General features: G+C 69.4%; 24 protein-coding genes. 13 read left to right on the forward strand and 11 right to left on the reverse strand.

What is annotated here, in order from left to right; genetic code table 11:
- Positions 1-89 precede the first annotated feature (89 nt).
- Positions 90-701 carry a hypothetical protein gene (locus tag EPN98_RS00495; RefSeq protein ID WP_293358759.1) on the forward strand — a complete coding sequence of 204 codons (612 nt, stop codon included), beginning with the start codon at positions 90-92 and terminating at the stop codon, positions 699-701.
- A gap of 187 nt (positions 702-888) precedes the next feature.
- Here EPN98_RS00495 and EPN98_RS00500 read toward each other — a convergent pair whose 3' ends face one another.
- Together EPN98_RS00500 and EPN98_RS00505 are read right to left on the reverse strand one after the other, a co-directional pair.
- Positions 889-1,266, reverse strand: a complete 378-nt coding sequence (locus EPN98_RS00500; protein WP_293358762.1) for a TonB family protein — start codon at positions 1,264-1,266, stop codon at positions 889-891.
- Between the two features lie 83 nt (positions 1,267-1,349).
- Positions 1,350-1,955 (reverse strand): hypothetical protein, encoded by a 606-nt coding sequence (locus EPN98_RS00505; protein ID WP_293358765.1) that lies wholly within the window; start codon positions 1,953-1,955, stop codon positions 1,350-1,352.
- A gap of 110 nt (positions 1,956-2,065) precedes the next feature.
- Between EPN98_RS00505 and EPN98_RS00510 the strand changes: the two genes are divergently transcribed.
- Complete coding sequence (locus tag EPN98_RS00510; protein WP_293358768.1) at positions 2,066-2,797, forward strand: endonuclease/exonuclease/phosphatase family protein; 732 nt, start codon at positions 2,066-2,068, stop codon at positions 2,795-2,797.
- A gap of 9 nt (positions 2,798-2,806) precedes the next feature.
- Here the strand turns inward: EPN98_RS00510 and EPN98_RS00515 are convergent, their stop codons facing one another.
- Both EPN98_RS00515 and EPN98_RS00520 read right to left on the reverse strand, forming a co-directional pair.
- The gene (locus tag EPN98_RS00515; RefSeq protein WP_293358771.1) at positions 2,807-4,276 is read right to left on the reverse strand and encodes a phospholipase D-like domain-containing protein; all 1,470 of its coding nucleotides are present in this window, start codon (positions 4,274-4,276) and stop codon (positions 2,807-2,809) included.
- A gap of 145 nt (positions 4,277-4,421) precedes the next feature.
- Positions 4,422-4,775 carry a hypothetical protein gene (locus EPN98_RS00520; protein WP_293358774.1) on the reverse strand — a complete coding sequence of 118 codons (354 nt, stop codon included), beginning with the start codon at positions 4,773-4,775 and terminating at the stop codon, positions 4,422-4,424.
- A 171-nt stretch (positions 4,776-4,946) separates the two neighbouring features.
- Here EPN98_RS00520 and EPN98_RS00525 point away from each other — a divergent pair, with 171 nt between their 5' ends.
- Both EPN98_RS00525 and EPN98_RS00530 read left to right on the forward strand, forming a co-directional pair.
- Positions 4,947-5,375, forward strand: a complete 429-nt coding sequence (locus EPN98_RS00525; RefSeq protein ID WP_293358777.1) for a PaaI family thioesterase — start codon at positions 4,947-4,949, stop codon at positions 5,373-5,375.
- 57 nt (positions 5,376-5,432) lie between these two features.
- Entirely contained in the window at positions 5,433-5,639 is a 207-nt protein-coding gene (locus tag EPN98_RS00530; RefSeq protein ID WP_293358780.1) for a DUF1289 domain-containing protein, read from the forward strand.
- A gap of 7 nt (positions 5,640-5,646) precedes the next feature.
- Here the strand turns inward: EPN98_RS00530 and EPN98_RS00535 are convergent, their stop codons facing one another.
- A complete protein-coding gene (locus tag EPN98_RS00535; protein ID WP_293358783.1) occupies positions 5,647-5,868 on the reverse strand; it encodes a hypothetical protein in 222 nt (73 codons plus the stop codon).
- 170 nt (positions 5,869-6,038) lie between these two features.
- Between EPN98_RS00535 and EPN98_RS00540 the strand changes: the two genes are divergently transcribed.
- A complete protein-coding gene (locus EPN98_RS00540) occupies positions 6,039-6,569 on the forward strand; it encodes a TIGR02281 family clan AA aspartic protease (protein ID WP_366558442.1) in 531 nt (176 codons plus the stop codon).
- Here EPN98_RS00540 and dusA read toward each other — a convergent pair.
- The 4 genes from dusA to EPN98_RS00560 form a co-directional block, all read right to left on the reverse strand.
- The gene (gene dusA, locus EPN98_RS00545; RefSeq protein WP_293358785.1) at positions 6,513-7,538 is read right to left on the reverse strand and encodes a tRNA dihydrouridine(20/20a) synthase DusA; all 1,026 of its coding nucleotides are present in this window, start codon (positions 7,536-7,538) and stop codon (positions 6,513-6,515) included. The two genes, EPN98_RS00540 and dusA, sit on opposite strands and share 57 nt — an antisense overlap.
- A gap of 72 nt (positions 7,539-7,610) precedes the next feature.
- Positions 7,611-9,491 carry an acetyl/propionyl/methylcrotonyl-CoA carboxylase subunit alpha gene (locus EPN98_RS00550; protein ID WP_293358788.1) on the reverse strand — a complete coding sequence of 627 codons (1,881 nt, stop codon included), beginning with the start codon at positions 9,489-9,491 and terminating at the stop codon, positions 7,611-7,613.
- A 178-nt stretch (positions 9,492-9,669) separates the two neighbouring features.
- Positions 9,670-11,262, reverse strand: coding sequence for a carboxyl transferase domain-containing protein (locus EPN98_RS00555; RefSeq protein ID WP_293358790.1), 1,593 nt, complete (start codon positions 11,260-11,262; stop codon positions 9,670-9,672).
- Positions 11,259-12,425, reverse strand: coding sequence for an isovaleryl-CoA dehydrogenase (locus EPN98_RS00560; protein WP_293358792.1), 1,167 nt, complete (start codon positions 12,423-12,425; stop codon positions 11,259-11,261). The genes EPN98_RS00555 and EPN98_RS00560 overlap by 4 nt, the downstream gene beginning before the upstream one ends.
- 90 nt (positions 12,426-12,515) lie before the next feature.
- On the opposite strand from EPN98_RS00560, the gene EPN98_RS00565 reads away from it, so the two are divergent.
- The 3 genes from EPN98_RS00565 (at position 12,516) to EPN98_RS00575 (ending at position 14,667) form a co-directional block, all read left to right on the forward strand.
- The gene (locus EPN98_RS00565) at positions 12,516-13,376 is read left to right on the forward strand and encodes a LysR family transcriptional regulator (protein ID WP_293358794.1); all 861 of its coding nucleotides are present in this window, start codon (positions 12,516-12,518) and stop codon (positions 13,374-13,376) included.
- Between the two features lie 64 nt (positions 13,377-13,440).
- Positions 13,441-13,629, forward strand: coding sequence for a hypothetical protein (locus EPN98_RS00570; protein ID WP_293358797.1), 189 nt, complete (start codon positions 13,441-13,443; stop codon positions 13,627-13,629).
- A gap of 51 nt (positions 13,630-13,680) precedes the next feature.
- Complete coding sequence (locus tag EPN98_RS00575; RefSeq protein ID WP_293358800.1) at positions 13,681-14,667, forward strand: CPBP family intramembrane glutamic endopeptidase; 987 nt, start codon at positions 13,681-13,683, stop codon at positions 14,665-14,667.
- A gap of 19 nt (positions 14,668-14,686) precedes the next feature.
- On the opposite strand, the gene EPN98_RS00580 is transcribed toward EPN98_RS00575, so the two are convergent.
- The gene (locus EPN98_RS00580; protein WP_293358803.1) at positions 14,687-15,538 is read right to left on the reverse strand and encodes an aldose 1-epimerase; all 852 of its coding nucleotides are present in this window, start codon (positions 15,536-15,538) and stop codon (positions 14,687-14,689) included.
- 125 nt (positions 15,539-15,663) lie between these two features.
- Between EPN98_RS00580 and EPN98_RS00585 the strand changes: the two genes are divergently transcribed.
- From EPN98_RS00585 to EPN98_RS00605, 5 genes are all read left to right on the forward strand, one after another.
- Positions 15,664-16,713, forward strand: coding sequence for an AraC family transcriptional regulator (locus EPN98_RS00585; protein WP_293358806.1), 1,050 nt, complete (start codon positions 15,664-15,666; stop codon positions 16,711-16,713).
- Between the two features lie 204 nt (positions 16,714-16,917).
- On the forward strand, positions 16,918-17,496 hold the full coding sequence (locus EPN98_RS00590) for a sigma-70 family RNA polymerase sigma factor (protein WP_293358809.1): 579 nt from the start codon (positions 16,918-16,920) through the stop codon (positions 17,494-17,496).
- Positions 17,489-18,427, forward strand: a complete 939-nt coding sequence (locus EPN98_RS00595) for an ankyrin repeat domain-containing protein (RefSeq protein WP_293358812.1) — start codon at positions 17,489-17,491, stop codon at positions 18,425-18,427. Before EPN98_RS00590 ends, EPN98_RS00595 begins: the two co-directional genes overlap by 8 nt.
- A gap of 59 nt (positions 18,428-18,486) precedes the next feature.
- On the forward strand, positions 18,487-19,302 hold the full coding sequence (locus EPN98_RS00600; RefSeq protein ID WP_293358815.1) for a helix-turn-helix domain-containing protein: 816 nt from the start codon (positions 18,487-18,489) through the stop codon (positions 19,300-19,302).
- A 30-nt stretch (positions 19,303-19,332) separates the two neighbouring features.
- Complete coding sequence (locus EPN98_RS00605) at positions 19,333-21,150, forward strand: aspartyl protease family protein (RefSeq protein ID WP_293358818.1); 1,818 nt, start codon at positions 19,333-19,335, stop codon at positions 21,148-21,150.
- Positions 21,151-21,171: 21 nt separating this feature from the next.
- Here the strand turns inward: EPN98_RS00605 and EPN98_RS00610 are convergent, their stop codons facing one another.
- Entirely contained in the window at positions 21,172-23,127 is a 1,956-nt protein-coding gene (locus EPN98_RS00610; RefSeq protein ID WP_293358821.1) for a hypothetical protein, read from the reverse strand.
- Between the last annotated feature and the right edge of the window lie 61 nt (positions 23,128-23,188).

The following is a 23,188-nucleotide window of genomic DNA, read 5'->3' on the forward strand; positions in this document are numbered from 1 at the left end:
CGAGCCCGACACCCCGCGCGCGGCGGCGTGGTCGGGACAGGCCAGCGCGCGGGTTGACGCCCGCCGCGGAATGTTCTACTTTTGTTCGCGTGAATGCAGAGATCCGCCAGCTCGACGAGATGCGCCAGGCCGCCTTCGGCCTGGGCATGGCGTTCGCCCAGGCGGCGATGGCCGAGGATGATCTCGACCGGAAGCTCCGGCTGTTCGACGCCTATCATCGCAGCTTCGCCTCGGTGCGGCTTTCGATCGCGCTGGCGATGCGCCTGCGGCAGGAGGCGCGGCTGGCGCTGCGGGCCGACGCCCCCCAGGCCGGGCGGGAGATCGAGCGCGAGGTCGAGCGGGACGAGGCGCCCGAACCCTCGGATCACGCCGAGGGTTCCGACCGCTATGACGAGCGCGATCGCGACCGGGAGACCGAGCGCCCCAGCCTGCCGCGGCTGCTGCGCACCCTGGAACAGGTCGCCGACGACGCGCACGCGCTGACGCCGCAGGCCGCCGAACTTCCCACCCTGCGTGAACTTCTCGACCGGGTGCGTGCCCAACCCGCGCCGGCGAAGCCCGCCGCGGCGCCGGCGCAGGCGGCGAACGCCCTGCGCGCCCGCCTCTCGGGCGGAACCGCCGCCCTCACCCTCGCGGCGCCGGTCATCCGACCCTCAGGCCTGCCCGGTCTCCCCCTCCGCCGATCCACCGGCCCGCCGTAGCCGAGCATTCCAGCTCCAGGCCCGAGGCGTCCTGTTCGATTGTCCACGAACCACACGAACCACACGAACGACCGGGGCCGCTCATCGCCGCCCGGGACGTCGGCCCATGTTCGTGTGGTTCGTGTGGTTCGTGGACAAATCTTCGGCGCTCACGCGCCCACGGCGAGCCGGCGAAGATTGCCCCCGCTCAGTCGCCCGTGGTCACGATCGAGAACATGATCGGGATGCGCACGGTGCGCCCGGCGACCAGGCTGCCGTCGGGGGCCTTGTCGGCCATCTTGAACAGCGGGGCCAGCTCCAGGGCGGCCAGCCCGAACTCCAGGCCCACCGGATCCTCGATCTGCACGCGGCAGGCTTCCAGCGAACCCGCCTGCGCCACCTTGCACTCCAGCAGCACCGCGCCGCCCTTGCCCGCCTGCACCGCGCTGGGCGGATAGACGTTGGCGATGTCCTGGCCGTTGGGGGTGGCGACCCAGTTCACCTCCAGGAGGTCCGGACCCGGCGCCGCGTTGATCGCAGCTGCAGACGAGACGGCCGCCGTGGCCAGCGCGATCCATTGGAGCATTTCGGTCCCTAACGCATTGGTTACCGAACCGTTAAAGCAAGTCCGGCGCCAAAGGCCAAGGCGAGCGGCGCGCGGCGCCCCTGTCACCGGCCCTGCGGTTTGACCTCGACCACGACCATCATGCGCGACCCGGGCCGGGCGGACGCCGCCGCCCGGGCGCGCTGCACCGCCTCGCCCGCCACGGAGAACAGGGTGGTCCCGCGCGGCTTCACATCCACGACCACGCAGTTGTCGAAGGTCCGCTCGTCGCGCACCCGGCAGTTGAAGCCGACCGAGCCAGACCGGCCGGCCTCGTCGTAGACCACGAGGAGCTGCGGCTGGCCCTGGACGGGCCGGATCCACTGGATCGGGAAGCGCACGGTCCGCCCGACCGTCGAGGCCCCAGACGGCGCCTGGGTGGGCATCTGGAACTTGCCCGCGACGGCCAGGGACGCCGCGCCGAACCCCGAGCCGACCGGGATCTCGTCGGCGGCGACGCAGGCGGTGAGCTCGCCCGCCGGCCCCACGGTGCATTCCAGCGTCGCCGATCCGGCCAGGTTGGCGCGCCCGGGCTCCAGCGGGTAGGCGCGCATCATGTCCTCGGGCCGGGGCGCCTTGGACCAGCCCGGCATGTCGGTCATGGATGGGGGCGGCCGCTGCGGCGGCGACGCGGCCTGGAACAGCAGGGCCAGGGCGATTGCGACGCTCATCTTCCCCTCCTCCGAGGCGTGCTCGGCGTTGGCGGCAGGCAACGGAACGCGGCGGTTACGAGTTGCGCACCTTGCCACTGCGGCGGCCAGCCGCCAAACGTCGGCCTCACATGCCCCGCATCGTCACCTACAACGTCCATCGCTGCGTCGGAAACGACCGCCGTCTCGACGTGGCCCGGGTGGCCGCGGTGCTGGCCGAACTGCAGCCCGACATCGTCGCGCTCCAGGAGCTGGACGTCGGCCGCCGGCGCACCAACCACGTCGACCAGGCCCACGAGATCGCCCGGCGCCTGTCGATGACCCACCATTTCCACGCCGCCATGCAGGTCGAGGAGGAGCGCTATGGCGACGCCATCCTCACGATTTACCCCGAGCGGCTGGTGAAGGCCGGTCCCCTGCCCGGCCTGCCCCGCGTCCGCGGGCTCGAGCCGCGCGGCGCGCTGTGGGTCGAGGTCGAGATCGACGGGCGGCCCGTGCAGATCGTCAACACCCACCTGGGGCTGGTGCCGCGCGAGCAGCAGCTGCAGGCCGCGCATCTGGCCGGGTCCGCCTGGCTGGATCACCCCGACTGCCGCGCGCCGGCCATCCTGCTGGGCGACTTCAACGCCACCGCCAGCTCGGTGGTCTACCGCACCCTGGTCAAGCGGCTGCAGCCGGCCCGCCAGCTCGCGCCGCGCAAGTCGCCGACCTCGACCTTCCCCTCGCAGCTGCCGGTGCTGCGCATCGACCATCTGTTCGTGAGCGCGGGCGTCGAGGTGCACGACGTCACCGCGCCGTTCACGCCCCTGACCCGGGTGGCGTCCGACCACCTGCCGCTGGTCATGGACTTCGCGCTGGCCTGAGGCCGAAGGCTAGGTCGTCGTAGGCGGCCGGGCGTGCAGCGTGCGCGCCTCCTCGAACAGCCGCTGACGCCGCCGCCAGGGCCGCATCGAGTCCGCCGGGCTGGCGGGATCGCCCAGGTGATAGGCGGCCACGAACTCGGACAGCGGCGTCTGCCGCGCGGGGTCGATCTCGCGCAGGCGGCCCTCGCGGTTGAGGGCGTCGATGGCCCGCACGAGGCTCCCGCCATGCTCGGCCCGCGCCTTCGCCACGGCGTCGCCCGTATAACCCAGGAAGTGGCCGACCAGGCGGTCGCGCATGGCCCCAAGGATGATGCGGTGCTCGTCGCTATGGGCTTCCACCGCCAGCTCGATCTCGCTGTCGAAGCCGAACGAGCGGTTGTTCAGGTTGGCCGAGCCCACCCGCGCCAGCCGGTCGTCGAAGAAGCTGGTCTTGGAATGGACGATGATCGTCGAGCCGGCCGGCGTCCGCGGATAGAGCGCCCGGAAGCGGTGGAACACGTCGGCCACCCGCAGCCGCCAGACCATCGCCCCGCGCGCGTTGTCCATGGCCAGCTTGTCGAACCAGCTGGGCGAGAACCCGGTCGAGATCAGCACCACCTCGGGACCGTCGGGCTCATGCAGCCGTCGCGCCAGGGCTTCGGTGATGACCGGCGAGGTGAAGTACTGGTTCTCGAGATAGATCGTCTCTTTCGCGCCGGCGATGGCCGCCAGCGCCAGGCGCAGCAGTTCGTCCGCCTCGGGCTGCCCGCGCCACGCCGGCCGGGTGCGCGCGACGCCGACGTCCAGCTGCGTCAGGTGGGCCGGCACGTGATCGGGCCAGGGGTCTCCGCCGGCGTCCTCGGGCGGCGTCATGACCTCTCCGTCGCAGCCCACCTGCCAGCGCTCCCGGAAGTGATCGCCCAGGGCGCGCGCCGCCGCGCCGTCGACCATCATCATCACCTCGTGGCGCGGGTCATGGTACTCTTGGTCGGGCATGATCCGGCGCAGGTCGATGTCCAGGTGGCCGGGTGTGTCCCAGCGGTCGACCGAGATGTCGCCGCCGCCGCAGAACGCGAGCCGATCATCGACGACGACGACCTTCTGGTGGTGGCTCGCGCCGAACGGGACCTGGTCGTCGAGGCGGAACCGCACCCGGCTGCCCTCGAACCATTTGCGCGCCTTGTGCGGGAAGAACTCCTGGGTCGCGGCGATCGGCAGCGACGACTTCCAGATCAGGATCCGGATATCCAGGTCCGGCCGCTCGCGCGCCAGCCGCAGCAGCACATGGCCCACCTCGTCCGGATCGTCGGGGCCGTCGTAGCCGTCGGGGAACATCCGGGTGCGGGGATCGAACGACCACCCCAGGATCAGGATCGAGCGCCGCGCCTTCTGAAACGCTTCGTACAGCGCCGTGAAGTAGGCCTCGTTGTCGATCAGGAACGCGCAGCGATCCGCCGGCTCACGGCGCCAGCAGGTCTCGCCCGGTATCAGTACGCTCATCGGGCTGGCCCTCACCACAGGGGCCACAACCCTATGGCCAAGCTCGGGTTCCCGCGAGAGTCTGAAATTGGCTGACGACTCTAAAAAAAAGGCGCGCCGACCGGGGCCGGCGCGCTGGCGGGGAGCCAGTTGGGCTTGGGTTGGGTTACGGGTTGGCGACGTCCTTGCCTTGCTTGGCGACGCTGGTCGCTCCACCCAGGTAGGCTTGGCAGGCGCCGGTCAGTTCGGCGGTCAGGCGTTCCTTGCGATCCTGGCTCTTGGCCTCCTTGCGGGCCCGGTTGAACTCTTCCTCGCCGCGGTCGACGATGTAGGTGGCCCGCGCGCGGCGCTCAGCCTTGATCACGCTCGTCAGGGCCGCGGGGTCGACCACGCCTTCGATGCTGGTGGCCAAACCCTTGCAGCGGTTCGCCCGCAGGTAGTCGACGTCCGTCATCTTACCGGCGGCGACGGCCGGAGCAGCGAAAGCGGCGATGGCAACAGCGATGAGCGCGTACTTCATGGGGTGTCTCCCTAAAACCTGCACGAATGCTGACGGCCGAGGGCGGTAAACTCAAATGAACAAGCCGCAATGATCAGTAGTTGCGGATTAATATTAGGTCAGAAATCGTAACTGTTACATGGATACATAAACGGCTTGTAATGTTCCTGTAACACAGGCCAGAACAGCGGGATGGCCAAGCTCGAACCCGTCCTGGATGCCGAAGGCGTCAACGCCCTGCTCCGCCGCGCCTTCCCGCAGTCGCCGCAACAGGGCTTTCCGCAGGTGACGTCCGTGACCCCGGGGCGGGTCCGGCTGGTGTCGCCCTACCGGCCCGACATGCTGCGACCGGGCGGCGTGATCGCGGGGCCCACCCTGATGTCGCTGGCCGACACGGCGGCCTACGCCCTCGTCCTGGCCCATATCGGCGATCAGCTCATGACCGTCACGTCCCAGCTCAACATGAGCTTCCTGCGCGGGGCCCAGCCCGGCGAGTTGCACGCCGAGGCCGAGATGCTGCGCCTGGGTCGCCGGCTGGCGGTGATGGACGTGCGCCTGTGGACCGAGGGGCCGGACCGGCTGGCGGCCCAGGCTGGCGTCACCTACGCCATTCCAGGGTAGCCGCCCCTTCCGCTGGGTCGGCTGGCGGCGCGGGCGAACCTCACCTAACTTGTGGGCATGAGCGGCCCCCCTCCCCCCATCAAGACGCCTTGCATCAAGGTCTGTGTGGTCGACGGCGAGAGCGGGCTATGCATGGGGTGCTACCGCCGCCTCAACGAGGTGGCAGGCTGGGCCAGGCTCAGCGACGCTGAGCGGGACGCGATCCTGGCCGAACTCCCCGACCGCCGGAGCCTGATCCGCCCCGAAAAGCTGGGGATGTTCTAGGACACGGCTAACCCGTTGGCTTTGCGCCGAAGAACGAGGTGACAGCCGGTTGCGGCATGAAGTGGGCCGCAGCGGCGTTCATCGCGTCGGTCACGGCCAGAAGCACCAGGTAGTCGGCGCTGGACGGCCTGCACTTCATCATCATCCGCACCGTCACATTGTAGGCCGGCCGCAGGGCTTCGAACTCGCGCGCCGGGTCGATAAGGCCTGTGTACGTCACCTTGGTCATGGATCACTCCTCGACCGAACAAAACCAGAACATCGTAGGTTGCGCGAGTCATATCCGCGTGCGGTCAGCGCGCATGGTTTAAAACCGGAAACCGTGTCGATTCACGGGATGCGAACCCCGTCTGCCTTAGACTGCCGGCAACGAGACAGGCCAGAAGGCCGCTTTCTTTGGTGATTGAGGTGTCTTCACTCGGCAAGCTTGCCGCCGTGGCGGTGGTGTCGGCGCTGTGCAGCGCCTGCGCCGTCCAGGCGATGGCCCCGGAGCCGATGCGCATCGCGCGGCTCGAGGCTGAAGGGTTCGCGACGGGCCCCAAGGCGCCGGGCACGGGCGCCGTGACCAAGGCGGCGGACGGCCACTTCTGGGCCGACGCCGACGTAGCGGGCCAGGAAGGCGGCGCCGGCAAGGTGCGCTTCCTCGTCGACACCGGCGCCACCGCCGTGGCGCTCACGCCCGCCGACGCGGCCAAGCTGGGCTTCAAGGCCACCGATCTCAAGTACGGATACAACGTCACCACCGCCGGCGGCTCGTCGCGCGCCGCCGCGATCACTCTGGAGTCGGTGTCGATCAACGGCGCCCGGCTCGAGAACGTGCAGGCCCTGGTGGTCGCAGACGGCCTCGACGTCTCGCTGCTGGGGATGAGCTACCTAGGCCGCCTCACCCGCTTCGAGGCCACGCGCGAGACGCTGCGCCTCCAGCCCTGAGATCACAGCCAGGGCCTCGTCGATCACGTCGAGGCCCGCCCCGGCCTTCACGCCCTCGACCGTCAGTATCCGCCGCCACGTCCGGGCCCCCGGCCGGCCGTGGAACAGGCCCAGCATGTGCCGCGTCATGCCCGCCAGGTGCGCGCCCTTGGCCAGTTCGCCCGCCACATAGGCCTTGTAGCACTCGACCGCCGCATACGGATCGACCGGTGTTCCTTCACCAAAGATCCGAGCATCGACATCGGCCAGGATCGCCGGCGTGTGATAGGCCGCGCGTCCCAGCATGACGCCGTCCACGTATCGGAGATGCTCTTCCGCCTCGTCCAGCGAGCCGATGCCGCCGTTGATGACGATGGTCAGGTCGGGCCGCTCACGCTTCAGCCGCCAGACCAGCGGATAGTTCAGCGGCGGGACGTCGCGGTTCTCCTTCGGCGACAGGCCCTTCAGCAGCGCCTTGCGAGCATGCACCACGAACAGCTTCACCCCCGCCTGCGAGCACAGCTCGACCAGCCGGAACAAGCTTTCCTCAGGGTCCTGGTCGTCGACGCCGATCCGGCACTTCACCGTCACCGGAACCCTCACCGCCGCGCCCATGGCCGCCATGCATTCGGCCACCAGCTCGGGCTCGCGCATCAGGCAGGCGCCGAAGCGGCCCGACTGCACCCGGTCGGACGGGCAACCGACGTTCAGGTTGATCTCGTCATAGCCCTCGGCCTCGCCGATCCGCGCCGCTGCGGCGAGATCGGCCGGATCGGACCCGCCCAACTGCAGCGCCACCGGATGCTCCTGCGGGCTGAACGCCAGCAGCCTGTCCCGATCGCCGTGCAGCACAGCGCCCGTGGTCAGCATCTCGGTATACAGCAGCGCGCGCGACGACAGCGTCCGATGCAGGACCCGGCAGTGCCGGTCGGTCCAATCCATCATGGGCGCGACGCTGAAGCGGTGCGGCGGGTGGGCGATCTTGGTCACGAAACCGGCTTGTCGAAATCCACGGCCGACCCAGTCCAGTCGACGCCTTCGCGCTGCAACATAGGGCCTGCGTCAGGCCGCATCCAGCTTCACCAGCACCGTGCCCTCGCTGACCTGGGCGCCCAGCTCGGCGGCGAGGTCGGCGACAACGCCGTCAAAGGGCGCCGTCAGGGCGTGCTCCATCTTCATGGCCTCTAGGGTCAAAAGGGGCTGGCCCTTGCTCACCCTGTCGCCGGCCTTGACCGACAGGCCCGTGACCTTGCCGGGCATCGGCGCGCGGATGGCCCCGTCGCCGGCCGTGCCGCCCTCGCCGTCGGCTGCCGGCGGGTGGTCGCGGAAGGTGAAGGCCTCGCCGCCTTCGAACACCACGATCGCCTCGTCGCTTTCGACATGGATGAAGCGGCTGGGCTCGGCCGGCATCTCGACTTCGAGGGCCTTGTCGCCGTGGAACAGTCGTGTGGTCGTGACCGGGTCGGCGTTGAGGCGGAAGCCCTTGAGCTCCACCCAGGGTATGGCCTCGCCCGCACGGCGTTCGACAGCCTCGCGGAACGCCCAGCCGGCGGTGGCAAGCGCCTCTGCCGAAGGCTCGGCGGGGGCCGTGAGGGTCTCCATGTCGCGACCGATCAGGCCGGTGTCGATCGAGCCCGCGATGAAGGCGGGAGTCTCCAGGCAGCGGACCAGGAAGCCGGCGTTGGTCTTGACCGGCCAGACCTCGACGTCGGCGCAAGCCTCCGCCAGGTCGGCGATCGCCTGGTCGCGGGTGGGCGCGTGCGCGATCAGCTTGGCGATCATGGGGTCGTAGAAGGGCGTGATGTGGTCGCCCTCGTCGACGCCCGAGTCCGCGCGGACGTTGGTGGGCAGGCTGAAGCTGGCCAACCGGCCGATGGACGGCAGGAAGCCGGTGGCCGGGTTCTCGGCATAGAGCCGCGCCTCGACGGCATGGCCGTTCAGGGTGATCTCGTCCTGGGCCAGCGGCAGCGGCTCCCCCGCGGCGACGCGGAACTGCCACTCGACCAGATCCAGCCCGGTGACCATTTCGGTGACGGGGTGTTCCACCTGCAGGCGGGTGTTCATCTCCATGAACCAGATGCGGTCGCCCTTCAGGCCGTCCGAAGCGTCGGCGATGAACTCGACGGTGCCGGCGCCCACATAGCCCACGGCCTTGGCGGCCTTCACGGCCGCGTCGGTGACGGCGGCGCGGGTGGCGTCGCTCATCCCTGGGGCCGGAGCCTCCTCGATAACCTTCTGGTGGCGGCGCTGTAGCGAGCAGTCGCGCTCGAACAGGTGAACGACGTTGCCCTGGCTGTCGCCAAACACCTGCACCTCGATATGGCGCGGGCGGGTGACGTAGGTCTCCAGCAGCACCCGGTCATCGCCAAAGCTGGCGGCGGCCTCGCGCTGGCATGAGGCGAGCGCCGCGTCAAAGGCCTCCGCGCTTTCGACCAGCCGCATGCCCTTGCCGCCGCCGCCGGCCACGGCCTTGATCAGCACCGGGAAGCCGATGGCCTCGGCCTCCTTCTTCAGCCGCGCGGGCGACTGGTCCTCGCCCAGATAGCCGGGCGTGACCGGCACGCCGGCCTTCTGCATCAGATCCTTGGCGGCGTCCTTCAGGCCCATGGCGCGGATGGCGCTGGGCGGCGGCCCGATCCAGATCAGCCCCGCTGCCATCACCGCCTCGGCGAACTCGGCGTTCTCGGACAGGAACCCATAGCCCGGATGGATGGCCTCGGCGCCGGCGGCCTTGGCCGCGGCGATCACGCGATCGCCCTTGAGATAGCTGTCCCGCGCCGCGGCCGGCCCGATCAGCACGGCCTTGTCCGCATCGCGCACGTGGGCGGCGTCGCGGTCGGCTTCGGAGAAGACGGCGACGGTCTCGATATCGAGCCGCCGCGCCGTGGCGAACACCCGCCGGGCGATCTCGCCCCTGTTGGCGACCAGGACAGAGCGGAACATCAGGCGACTCCGCGGCGCGTCAGCGCCGCAATTGATTGACCACGAACCACACGAACCGCATGAACCCGCAATTCTCGGAGAGGGCGGGCCGCTGGCAGGGTGTGTTCGTGTCGTTCGTGTGGTTCGTGGTTGAATCGAGCTGCGCCTACGGCGTGCACGGCGATGGTCATATCGCGCCTCACATCCTGAACACGCCGAAGCGCGTCTCGGGGATCGGCGCGTTCAGCGAGGCGGAGATGGAGAGGCCCAGGACGTCGCGGGTCTGGGCTGGGTCGATGATGCCGTCGTCCCACAGCCGCGCGGTGGCGAAGTAGGGATTGCCCTCGTCCTCGTAGCGCTGGCGAACGGGCGCCTTGAAGGCCTCTTCCTCGTCCTTCGTCCACTTGTCGGCGTCGCGGTGGACGGTGGCCAGCACCGAGGCGGCCTGCTCCCCGCCCATCACGCTGATGCGGCTGTTGGGCCAGGTCCACAGGAACCGCGGGGAGTAGGCCCGGCCGCACATGCCGTAGTTGCCGGCGCCGAACGAGCCACCGATCAGGACGGTGAACTTGGGCACCTCGGCCGAGGCCACGGCGGTCACCAGCTTGGCGCCGTCCTTGGCGATGCCGCCGGCCTCGTAGCGGCCGCCGACCATGAAGCCCGAGATGTTCTGCAGGAACACTAGCGGGATCTTCCGCTTGCAGGCCAGCTCGATGAAGTGGGCGCCCTTCAGCGCGCTCTCGGAGAACAGCACGCCGTTGTTGGCCAGGATCGCCACCGGATATCCCCAGATGCGTGCGAAGCCGCAGGCCAGGGTCGTGCCGTACAGCGCCTTGAACTCGTCGAACCGGCTGCCGTCCACGACCCGGGCGATCACCTCGCGAACGTCGTAGGGCGCGCGCACGTCCTGGGGCACGACGCCGTACAGTTCCTGCGGGTCGTAGGCCGGGGGCTCGGGGGCCTCCAGGTACTGGTCGTGGACCTTGGTGGTGTTCAGGTTGGCCACGATGCGGCGCACGATGGTCAGCGCGTGCTCGTCATTCTCGGCCACGTGGTCGACCACGCCCGAGCGGCGGCCATGAGTGTCGGCGCCGCCCAGTTCCTCGGCCGAGATGATCTCGCCCGTGGCGGCCTTCACCAGCGGAGGGCCGCCCAGGAAGATCGTCCCCTGCCCGCGCACGATTACCGTCTCGTCCGACATGGCGGGCACGTAGGCGCCGCCGGCGGTGCACGAGCCCATGACGCAGGCGATCTGGGCGATGCCCTCGGCGCTCATCCGGGCCTGATTGTAGAAGATCCGCCCGAAGTGCTCGCGGTCGGGGAACACCTCGGCCTGGTGGGGCAGGTTCGCGCCGCCCGAGTCCACGAGGTAGACGCACGGCAGGCGGTTCTGCAGCGCGATCTCCTGCGCCCGCAGGTGCTTCTTCACCGTCATCGGGAAGTAGGCGCCGCCCTTCACCGTCGCGTCGTTGGCGATGATCAGGACTTCCCGGCCCGAGACGCGGCCGATGCCGGTGATCACGCCCGCGGCCGGGGCCTCGTCGTCGTAGAGGCCGTTGGCCGCCAGCCCGCCCACTTCCAGGAACGGCGCACCGGGATCCAGCAGCCGCATCACCCGGTCGCGCGGCAGCAGCTTGCCGCGGCTGGTGTGCCGCTCACGGCTCTGCGCGGGGCCGCCCAAGGCCGCTTGGCCCGACTTCGCCCGAAGTTCATCAACAAGGGCGCGGTTCAGCTCGGCGTTGGCCGCGAAGGCCGCCGAGCTGGTGTCGATGCGGGAGTCCAGCTTCCTCATCCGCCGACCAGCTCCCGTCCGATGAGGAACCGCCGGATCTCGTTGGTGCCGGCGCCGATGTCATACAGCTTGGCGTCGCGCAGCAGGCGCTCCACCGGATAGTCCTTGGTGTAGCCCGCGCCGCCCAGCGCCTGGATGGCCTCCAGGCTGACCTTCACCGCGTTCTCGCTGGCCATCAGGATCGCGCCCGCCGCGTCGAACCGGGTGGTCATCCCCGCGTCGCAGGCTCTGGCCACCGCGTAGACGTAGGCGCGGGCCGAATTCAGGGCCACGTACATGTCGGCGATCTTGCCCTGCATCAGCTGGAACGACCCGATCGGCTTTCCGAACTGCTTGCGCTCGCGCACGTACGGCAGGGTCACGTCCAGGCAGGCCTGCATGATGCCCAGCGGTCCCGCCGCCAGCACCGTGCGCTCATAGTCCAGGCCGCTCATGAGGATGCCGGCGCCGCCGCCGACCGGGCCCATGACGTTCTCCTCCGGAACCTCGCAGTCCTCGAACACCAGCTCGGCGGTGTCGGAGCCGCGCATGCCCATCTTGTCCAGCTTCTGGCTGACGCTGAAGCCCTTGAAGCCCTTCTCGATCAGGAACGTGGTGATGCCGCGCGAGGCGCCATCGGGATCGGTCTTGGCGTAGACCACCAGGGTGTCGGCGTGCGGCGCGTTGGTGATCCAGAACTTCGTGCCGTTCAGGATGTAGCGGTCGCCACGCTTTTCCGCCCGCAGGCGCATCGACACCACGTCCGAGCCCGAGCCGGCCTCGCTCATGGCCAGCGACCCCACATGCTCGCCGCTGATGAGCTTGGGCAGGTAGCGCCGCTTCTGATCGGGGGTGCCCCAGCGCCGCAACTGGTTCACGCAGAGGTTCGAGTGAGCTCCGTAGCTCAGGCCCACCGCCGCCGAGGCGCGCGAGACCTCCTCCATGGCCACCACGTGTTCGAGATAGCCCAGGCCCAGGCCGCCGAACTCTTCCTCCACCGTGATTCCGTGCAGGCCCAGCTCGCCCATCTGGGGCCACAGCTCGCGGGGGAAGGTGTTGGTCGCGTCGATCTCGGCCGCCAGCGGAGCGATCCGGTCGGACGCGAACCGCGCCGTGGTGTCGCGGATCATGTCCGCGCTCTCGCCGAGGCCAAACTCCAGCGTCGGTCCGTGGTTCGGGATCATGGGCGTCCTGCCTTGTGGGGCAGCCAGTCTAGGCTGCGCCGTACATTCGGAAAAATTGTATTGTCGAAACGCAGTGAATAGACATGGCCTATGATAGACCGACATCACCTCCGCTATTTCCTGGCCGTGGTCGACGCCGGCAACTTCTCCAAGGCCGCCCGCCAGGTGAATGTGACCCAGCCGACGCTTTCGGTGGGCATCGCCAAGCTGGAGGCCAGCCTCGGGACGCGACTGTTCCTCCGGAACAACCAGCGTGTCCAGCTTACCGCCGACGGGGTCGCGTTGCTGGCCCACGCGCGCACCATCGAGGGCGAGTTCAACGCGCTGGAGACCCGGCTCGCCGATGCACGGCCCGCGCCGCTGCTACGGATCGGCGTCCTGTCCACCCTGCCCGGCCGCATCGCCGGCCTGCTGGTGGAGGCCATCCGCGCCTCGGACGCGCCCGAGCCCATCGAGCTGGTGGAAGGCGCCGAACGCGATCTGGTCGCCCGGCTGCAGCGTGACCGTATCGACGTAGCCCTGACGATCGTGCGCGACGGCGAGACCCGCTTCGCCACCGAGGTGCTGTTCGAGGAGGGCTATGGCGTCGCGCTGCCGACCTGGCACGAGCTGGCCGGACGCGCCGAGATCCGCGGCGAGATGCTGGCCGGGGAGACGATGATGGTGCGGCGGCAGTGCGAAGTGCTGGCCGAGACCAGCCGCTACTTCACCGAGCGCGGCGTGCGCCCGCGCTTCGCCTTCCGATCCACGAACGACGAGCGGGTGATGGCCCTGGTCCGCGCCGGCCTGGGGATCACCGTGGCGGCCGAGAGCTACGCCGACGACGGCGTGGCCATTGTCGCTTTGGCCGGCTTCGGCCCCCGGCGCCGGATCGGGCTGGCTTTCCGTTCGCCGGAGGTCGCCGGCCGCGCTTCGACCGCCCTGACCGCGCTCAGAGCGGTGACCGGCTAGACCGCCCGCGCAGGCCCTTATCTTGCAGGCGCTTGGGTCAGTTGCGTCGAATGGAGACAGGGCCTTGGTCCGCTGGAAACGATTAGCGCCCTTCTTCCTGTTGGGACCGATCTCCGGCCCGCTCACCGCGGGCGTCGTGTTCAACCTGCGCGAAGGCCGTCCGGTGCTGGCGGCGATGTACGCGGTGGCGCTGGTCGAGTTGACCCTGCTCCTGCCTGTGATCGTAGCAACGCTGGGCCTGAAACTGATCTGACGCCTCGTCAGTAAGGAAACTTGCAGGAAGCCTGCGCTATGGTGGCGCGACATGGCTGACGCGCTCCCCAGGCCCAAGGGCTTTGCATTCCTGGAAACGACCAGCGCGGTCGAGCGCGGCCTGCCTCACGCCGTCGTGACGCTGGCGCTGGGCGGGCTGGCCGGCCTGGCCGCCGCCTTCGTCGTCGCCTTACTGGTGACGCTGGTCGGCGCGGGGGTCGCCTCGGGCTCCGGCGACCTCGGCTACGCCACCGCCGTCGACCTCCTGGCCAAGGGCGAGTGGCCGGCGCGAACCCTGGGCACCTACGCCTACGAACTCGCCATGGTGGGCGGGGCTTCGATCGCCGCGGCCGCCGCCTTCATCGGCGTCGCCGCGCGGCGGGCCGGACGGCCGATCCGCACCTTCCTCACCACCGCGCCCCGCTTCCGCTGGCGGCACGCACTCGTGGGCCTCGCCATCTTTCTCCCGGTCGTCGCGGCCGAAATCTGGCTGTCCGGCCTGGTCAATCCCTCCGACGACACGGCGCCGCTGGCGGCCCCGGGCGCGTCGTTCCAGGACAGGCTGGTCTACATTGGCGCCGCCGTGGGGTTCCTGTGGTGCGCGGCGCTGGCGGAAGAGATCCTGTTCCGCGGCTGGCTGATGCAGCAGACTCGGGCGCTGACCCGCAGCCTGATCGCGGTGCTCGTGATCAACGCCGTCGCCTTCTCCCTGGCGCATGGCGACCTGACCTTGGGCGGCTTCGTGACCCGTCTGGCCCTGGGCGCCGGCTGGGCCTGGATCGTGCTGCGGCTGGGCGGCGTGGAGTTCACGGCGGGGGCCCATCTGGCCAACAACCTGGGCATCGCGCTCCTGGCCCAGCCCGTGCTGTTGACCGTCTCTGAGCCGGAACCCTTCGACCCGCTGTCGGTGGCCCTCCAGATCGGCACCACGGGCGCGCTGGTCCTGGGGGTGGAGTGGTGGGTCCGGCGCAAGTCCACGTCTGGCGTCGACCTCGGCGACTGCGGCGCGGCATCTTCGCCGCCGCCCGCGCGAACCTGAGCCTCCCGGACCGCACGACCTACGCCAAGTCCAGCCGCATCCACGCAACCGCGGTCTGGTTCGGACCCAGGCTCCAAACGCCGTTGTTCTCGGGAGCAGCCATATTCAGCGCGTTAGGCGCGTGGCTGACGGGCTCCACACAGAAGTAGGCTTCGCTCGGCGGGGCGTACACATGTAGCCACCGTAGAGACTTCGAGGCCGAGAGGCGCAGCATGGGCTTACCGGGCCCCAGATCAATCGCAGCCTCGCGGCTCCAGCCGGTATGGCAGTGGTCGAGCGGCGCGCCCGAGCGCACCGGCCGGTTCGTCCAGGCGGGCGCTTGGACCTCGTGCGTCGGAAGCAGATCGTCCGAGGTTTCCCAGAGTCCCGAGACGCCCGTGGTCATCCGCGCTGTGGCGCTATCGGGGAAGTAGGGGTGGAAGCCAAGACCGAACGGCCCCGGCGCGTCGTCCAGGTTGGTCACCGACAACGTCAGGCTCAGACCACCAGGACTCAGATGGACGTGCTGCGCGGCGCGATATCGCCACGGCCATGCGCTGGCCTGTGGAGAGAACGCCAGCATCGCCGAGGACTCATCGGTTGCGTCGATCATCCAGGCCCCGCACCAGCCCTCGCCGTGCAGGGGGTGCCGCTGGTCCTCCCGGCTGAGGGGCAGGTCGCCCGTGCGTCCGCCCCATGTGAACCGACCCTCCGCGATGCGGTTGGCGAACGGGACCAGGGGGAAGCAGGCCGCTTGCAGCACGTCCGACGAGCCTGCCGGCGCCGGCCGCAGAAGGTCGATGTCTCCGAACCTGAGGCTCAGCAGGGCGCCACCCAGACCCGGCGCGAGCGTGGCGCGGAGTGCGCCGTGACGGAGCTCCAAGATGGCCATGTCGCCAATCTTCCCCAGCGCTGAGGAGAACGCCAGCGAGGTTACAAACGATTAATGCAAGCTACCTTGCGTCATACCATAGCTGTGGCTTACCCATTGTCGTGAGGGACCCTGCAGGCGCCGCCATGCTGATCACCAACATCAAGAACGACGACGCCGTCAGCCGAACGACCGTCGGAGCCGGCTATGCCAGGGGCCTCCTCAACCTCGCCGTCGCCAAGGGCGCCAACCGCGCGCAGTTGCTGGCCCGGGCCGGCATCCGCGCCGACGACCTTGAAGACCAGGACAATCGCATCCCCATGGGCAACTACGTGGCCCTGATGCGCAGCGGCCAAGCGCTTGCCGCCGACCCGGCCCTGGCCCTGCACTATGGCGAGGCGATGGATCTGTCCGAGCTGTCCGTTGTGGGCCTGATCGCACGGGCCTCCGACAACATGACCGAGGCCCTCGCCCAGCTGAACCGCTATGGCCGATTGGTCGTCGAGGTCGAAGGCATCGGGTTCGAGAACCGCTTCCAGATGCGCAAGGACGCCGAGGGCCTCTGGCTGGTCGACACCCGCAAGAACGCCAACGAGTTCCCGGAACTCACTGAAAGCACCTTCGCGCGCATGATCTGCGGCAGCCGCGAGTTCGGCGACGGCTCGCGGCCCTTCGTGAAGGCGGTCCGCGTCACCCACCCGCGACCGGCGCATGTCGACGCCTACGAGCGCGTCCTGCGGGCGCCCGTGACCTTCGACGCGCACGAGAACAGCATGCTGGTCGACGAGGTGTGGCAGGACTTCAAGGTCGCCCGCGCCAGCCGCTATGTATTCGGCATCTTCAGCGAGCACGCCGAGCGGCTGCTGGCCGAACTGGAGACGGCCCGGACGGTGCGCGGCCAGGTCGAGGCCCACGCCATCCCCATGCTGCACACCGGCGAACTGGGCGTCGATGTCATCGCCGGGAAGATGGGGCTGTCGCGCCAGACCCTCTATCGCAAGCTCAAGGCCGAAGGCGTCACCTTCGAAGGTCTGCTGGACGACCTGCGCCACCGCATGGCGCTCCACTACCTCGACGGTCAGAAGGTGTCCGTGAACGAGACCGCCTACCTGGTGGGCTTCTCCGAACCCAGCGCCTTCTCGCGCGCCTTCAAACGCTGGACCGGCCGCAGCCCACGCCATCGCGCCGCCGCCTGATCGCAGAAAAAAATCGCGCCGCTCAACCCTGTTCGTCGCGCGGCGGCGTAGTTCGTCATGTGAGGCCCAGGAGCCGTGCATGATGAAGAGAGAAAGCCCGGTCGCGCCCGGCCGACCGCGAATGCTCCCCACGGACGGTCGCGCGACCGATCCGCCGCGTGGGTCCTAGGACGACAGGCGGTGGGGCAGGTAGGCTCGGCCTTGATGGATCTGGACGAACCGGACGACGGCGCCCTGCTCCGCGCGCACCGCGCGGGGGATGCGCAGGCGTTCGGTCGCCTCTACGACCGACATGATCGCGCCGGCTTCCATTTCATCCGACGCCTGCTGGGCGCAGCCCATGTTGACGCCGCCGAGGACCTGCACCAGGAGACCTGGATCGCGGTGGCGCGGAATGCGGCGTCCTTCGACGCCGCCCGATCCGCATTTCCAGCCTGGCTCTACACGATCGCCCGCAACAAGGTCTGGGACCACTTCCGCCGCCAGAAGGTGGCTGTCCTGTCTTCTGCGCAGGAGGACGCGGCCATGATGGTCCCCGATCCCGGCCAGTCGCCGCTGGAACAGGTGCAGTCACGGGAGCTCGCCCAGGAGATCGTCTCCGCCGTCGACGCTTTGCCCCTGGAGCAGCGCGGCGTTTTCATCCTGTTCGCCCAGTCGGGGCTGTCGCTGGAGGAGATCGCCCAGGTGACGGGCGCCACGTTCGAGACCGTGAAGAGCCGCCTGCGCTACGCCCGATCGAAGCTTCGCGAATCCCTGGCGGGAGAGAGGTCGGCCCATGTCTGAGCGCGACACCGACCCGATGGACACGGCCTACGTCCAGGCCGAGAGCGTGCTTGAGGACGACGCCGCCCGCGCCGCGCGCCGCGCCAGGGTGCTGGCCGCCGTGGCCGAGACCGCTGTCACGCCAACGGCCGAGCCAGCTCCGTCCCGTACGGGGTGGCGTCATGGCGGCTGGCTGGTCGCCGCGAGCGTGGCGGCGGTGAGCGTGTTCGTCGCCGTGCAGATCAACCCGCCTCCAGTCTTCGAGCGGCCGATCACGCCGACGCCCGCGCCGCCAACCGCCCAGCAGCCTCCGCGGGAGTCGCCGCCGCCTGCGGTCGACCCTACGCCGCAGAGGCTCGCATCGGGGCCGCCCGCGGTCGTCGCCCCGAAACCTGTGCCCAAGCCGAGCGGACCGTCGCTCAGCACCGCACCCGTGGCCGCGCCCGTTGAAGCTCGCGAGCCCGAAATCGCGGCTCTGCCGGCGCCCGCGCCGCCGCCGCCTCCCCCGTTGGCCGCTGCGATGGAACGTCGGATGCCCCCAGCCCGGGAGCCTAGGCAGGTCTCGGCGCCCGCCCGCGCCCGGGGCGGGACACAAGCGTCGGACATGGCAAGCAAGTCAGTGATCGAAGAACTCGTGGTCACGGGAGCCCGGATCGAGTCCGCGAGTTCGCCGGCCGCGCTGGCCCAGCAACTCCGCGACGCCGCAGCTGCCGGTCAGTCGCGGCAGCTTGCGATCCTGCTGGCTCGCGACGTGCCGATCGACGGCGTGGACGACGACGGCGAAACGGCGCTGATGAAGGCCGTCCAGGCCCGTCAGCTCGACGCCGTGGCGTTCCTGCGCCGCCGCGGCGCCGATCTGGACCTCAAGAACAACGAGGGCCGATCCGTCCGTGACATGGCCGCCAAGCTGGCCGACCCAGCGTTGGACAAGGCGCTCGGCCTGAACCGCTAGCCGCCACATTACGACAGCTTAACTGGCCGGCGGCGAAAAGCCGATTCATAGTAGTAGTCATGACTACTATTACACCTGCCGCGGCACTTCTGGACCTTGGCTTCACCGAAATCGAGGCGCTTGTGTTCTGCGAGCTCACGCGCCTGGGGCCGTCTACCGGCTACCGTTTGGCCAAGGCGGTGGGCAAGGCGGCGGCCAACACCTACCAGGCCCTCGACGCGCTTTCCCAGAAGGGCGCCGTGTTGGTCGACGAGGGCGAGTCCAAGGTGTGGCGGGCCGTACCGGCCGCCGAACTGATCGCCGCGCTGCAGGCCCGCTTCGAGCATCGGAGCCAGACGGCGCTGTCGGCGCTGCAGTCCCTCAAAGCCCCTGAGGCCGAGGCGCGGCTCTATGCGCTGAAGACCCCCGACCAGGTGCTGGCCCGCGCCCGCGCCATGATCGCCGCGGCCCGCGAGGTGATCCTGTTCGACCTGTTCCCCCAACCCTTCGCGGCGCTTGAGCCGGACCTCGCCCGCGCCGCGACCCAGGGCGTGCGCGTGGTGGGCCAGATCTATGAGCCCCAGGCGACCACCGTCGCGGCGGTGCTCCAGAAGACGGCGCCCTCGCAACTGGCCGCCTGGCCCGGCCTGCAGGTGACGATTGTCGCCGACGCACGCGAGCATCTGACGGCCCTCATCTCCCGCGACGGCGAGCGATGTCGCCACGGCGCCTGGAGCGACAGCGTCTACCTGGCCTGCATCCAGCATTCGGGCCTGGCGGCCGAGATCGTCCTGGGCGCCCAGGGACTGGGCCAGCCCCTGCCCTTCGACCCCACGTTGTTCGGATCGCGGCCGCCGGGCCTGGACGACCTGACCGGCCCCGTGTTCGCCGACTGAACCTCCCCCCAGCCTCCCCCGGGATACGCCATGAAGACCCTGCTTCTCTCCGCGGCCGCGGCCCTGACACTCTCCGCCACCACGGCCTGCGCCGATCCGGCCGGCGACGCCGCCGCTCGCTACGTCGCCTGGCGCGGCGGACCTGCCTTCGAGAACGCGCGCGGCCTGCTCGTCCGCGGAACGACGGACAACGGTCGCTTCCAGGGCGCCATCGAGCGCCGCATCGAGCCCGGCCGGACACTGGAACGCTTCAACATGGGCTCGGCGGCGACACACCGCGCCCTGATCGGCGAGGCGGGCTGGACGGTCAGCCTGAGCGGCCAGGTCGAGACCGCTGACACCGTCACTGCCAAGGCCGCCGCCCGCCGCCGCCTGACCACCTTCGACGACGCACTGAAGGGTCAGGGCGGAGCGACGGTCAGCCTGCAACCCGACGAGACCTTCGACGGCCAATCCGTTCAGGTGCTGCGCATCACCTTTGACGAGCGCAACGGCCAGGATCTGCTGCTCGACCGCGAGACCGGGGCGCTGATCGCCGACCGGACCAAGGAGGATGGCAGCGTCACCACCACCCGCTATGCGGACTGGCGCACGGTCGAGGGCGTAAGGGTCGCCTTCAAGGAGGTGCAGCGGATCGCGCAGGACCCGATCGAGACCTCCATCACGCTGACCTCGGTCGACATCGACCCCCGGCCCGACGCGAAGGCCTTCGCACGACCGGCGTCGCGCAGGATCTACGCCTTCACCGACGGCAAAGCCACCACCGCGCCACTCCCCTTCGAGCTGTACCTCGGCTCGCGGATCTACATACCGGCCACGCTCAACGGCCACGAGACGCACGTCCTGCTGGACAGCGGGGCCGAGGCCACGGTTCTGGACAAGGCCTACGCCGAGAGCATCGGGATCAAGCCCACCGCCATCGTGCCGGCTGTCGGCACCGGCGGCCGAGACGTGGCTGAACTGGCCAGCGGCGTGACCATCCGGCTGGGCGCGGTGGAACTGCGCGACGTTACCGTCGCCCTGATCGACCTGAAGCCAATCAGCGCGATGATCGGCAAGCCGCTGCCCGTGATCCTGGGAAAGGAGGTGTTCAACGCCCTGACCGTCGATCTCGACTTCGCCGGCAAGACCATCGCTTTCCAGGATCCGGCCCGTTTCAGGCCGACGCCCGGCGCCGTGCCCGTGCCGGTCACCAGCGTCGGCGGCATCCACGCCATCCCGGCCGCCATCGAGGGCGGCAAGACCGTGCTGATGGACTTCGACCTGGGCAACGGCTCGCCGCTGCTGGTCTTCCCGGGCCACTGGAAGGCCCGGCGCATGCTGGAGGGGCGCCCCTCGTCCAAGAGCCTGTCGGGCGCCGTCGGCGGCCTGAAGACCCGCGACGTGGCGACGGTGAGGTCGCTGACCCTGGCGGGCGTCACCTTCCGCGACATCCCTGCCGTCTTCGGCGAGGACGACGGGTCTGCGTTCGGCAATACCCGCACCGCCGGCAATATCGGCATGCCCATCCTCAGCCGCTTCCGCCTGACCACCGACTACGCCAACCACCGGCTGCTGCTGACCCCCCGGGCGGATATGGTCGGCCTGCCGTTTCCCAAGGACCGCTCGGGCCTGATGACGCGCTTCAACGGCAGCGGCTTCACCCTGGGCCTCGTCGCGCCTGGCTCCCCCGCCGAAGCGGCGGGGCTGAAGGCCGGTCAGGTGATCACTGCGGTGAACGGCAAGGCGGCCAGCGAGCTGGGGGTTGCCGGCATGACGGCGCTGCGCACCGCCGCGGCCGGCGCGACCATGGCGCTGACGCTGCAGTCCGGTGAGACGGTTAGCCTGGTCCTGCGGGACTACTACTGAGGCGACCCGCGCCGAGCGAGCCTACAGGTCCGGGACCTCGACCTGATCGCGCATGGCCCGGCGGCCGCCCATGGCGAGCAGTTCGCCGTTGTCGAGGCCGCCGTTCTTGTCACGGTCCAACTCGGCGAAGCGGGCCTTCAGCATCGCGACCATCCTGCCGCGCAGCTCGCTGGCCTGGACGAGACCGTCGACGTTGTCGTCCAGCGCGCCCACCATCAGCGAACCCATCAGCTTCTGCTGCAGATCGTTGCGCAGGTTGGTCACCGTCTCGTCGGCCCAGCGATAGTTCACGCGGAAATACATCATCTCCTCGTGGCTCTGCTCGCCCCAGGTGACGTTGCGCGTCGGGTCCGGATTGGCGGTGTTGTGGACCGAATTGTCGTAGACCCAGGTCGCCACCAGCTTCGTGCCGGCCTTCACAAGGATCGGTTTCACCGGGTCGTAGTCGCGCTGCCAGTTGAAGTCGTACTTCGGCAGCGACAGCAGCATCGTCTCCTTGCCGTCCGGCAGGATGGCCTTCAGCTCGACGTGATAGCCGCGATAGTGCGAGTGCGGGTACAGCGTGTAGAGGTAGGCGTCGGCCGGGAAGGTCAGGTACGCCGTCTCTCTATGCCGCGCCGCGCCGGCCGGAATCATCAGCGCAAAGTCGCCGATCACCGCCGATCGTTTCACGTACTTGGGCTGCTCTTTCAGGACGTAGAAGCCCACCTGGCTCCGGTCGGTCGTCTCGGCGCCCATGGTCGTGTAGTGCATCTGGAAGTTCAGCTCGCCGCCCGCCGGCACCGGGGCGCCCGAGTTGTCGCCCATGATCTGGGGCTGGGCGCCCGGGGTGTATGAGCCCACCGATCCGCCCGGAATCGTCGGCCGCGAGCCCGGCGCAGGCCGGTGGTTGGAGACGACGTGGTGCAGCACGCGGCGGTCACCGGGCTTCATCGCGATGGCGCGCAGCCAGGTGTTCTCGCTGAACGGGTTGGCCACCCGCATGTTCTGGTAGTCGACGATGCCGCTGGCCGGCACCTTGAAGGCCGGCAGGTCGACGATCACGTCGGGCTTGCCCAGGTTCTCGGGCCACTCGGACGCTACGCGGGTCTTGTTGACCACGAGGGGGTCGGCCCCCTCGCCCCGCGGCGCGCCGGCCTCGATCCAATGAACCAGCAGCTTGGTCTGCTGGGCCGTCAGGCCCTGGTCGTTCTTGAACGCGCCGATGTGGGGGTCGGCGAAATAGGGCGGCATCCGGCGCGTGCGCACCGTCTCGCGGATCATCGGGGCGAAGCCCTTCACCACGTCGTAGCTGTCCATCGCGAACGGGCCGATGCCGCCGTTCAGGTGGCAGGTGACGCACTTGTCCTGGAGGATCGGCGCGATCTCCCTGGCGTACGAAATTCTGGCGAACGCCGCAGCGCGCTCGCGCTCTGGGAAGGCGATGGTGCGGCCCGTTGTCATCGCCACCCGTGACTGCGGCGCCGGCTGGCCCGCGGCCACCGCCGCGATGGCCGCTCCGGCGCCCGAGATCGGGCCGCGATAGGCCACGGTCCACGTCTTGGGATTGATCACGAAGACCTCGCCCTCGCGGCTCACACCCAGCTGTTCGCCCACCAGCTGCTGCTCGTCCATCAGGATCGGGATGCTGATCCCCTGCGCCTTGGCCTCCTCGGCGGCGGCGTCGCGGCTGTCGCCCAGCTTGGAGTCCAGCAGGTAGAACAGGACGCCCTTGCCGCCATGCTGGTCGGCCAGCTTCTGCAGTTCCACCGCGCCGGTCCTGGAGGCGGTCGAGCCATTCTCACGGGTCATCAGCACGATCGCGGGCGCATAACCGAAGTAGTAGAGCCGGTGCGCCAGTCGCGTGTGATCGGTGAGCTGGAAGTCGTCGACGATCTGGGGCGCCGGGTCGGCGGCCTGCAGCGCGCCACCGCCAAAGCCAGCCAGGGCCATGCCGCCCACCGCGAGTGCGAACGCCGTCGCCACGATCCGCCGCATACCGTCTCTCCCCATCCCCGACGCACAGATAACAAGGGTTCTGTTCGCGAATATTGCAGCC

The organism is Phenylobacterium sp. (genome assembly GCF_004299445.1).
Classification (GTDB): Bacteria; Pseudomonadota; Alphaproteobacteria; order Caulobacterales; family Caulobacteraceae; genus Phenylobacterium.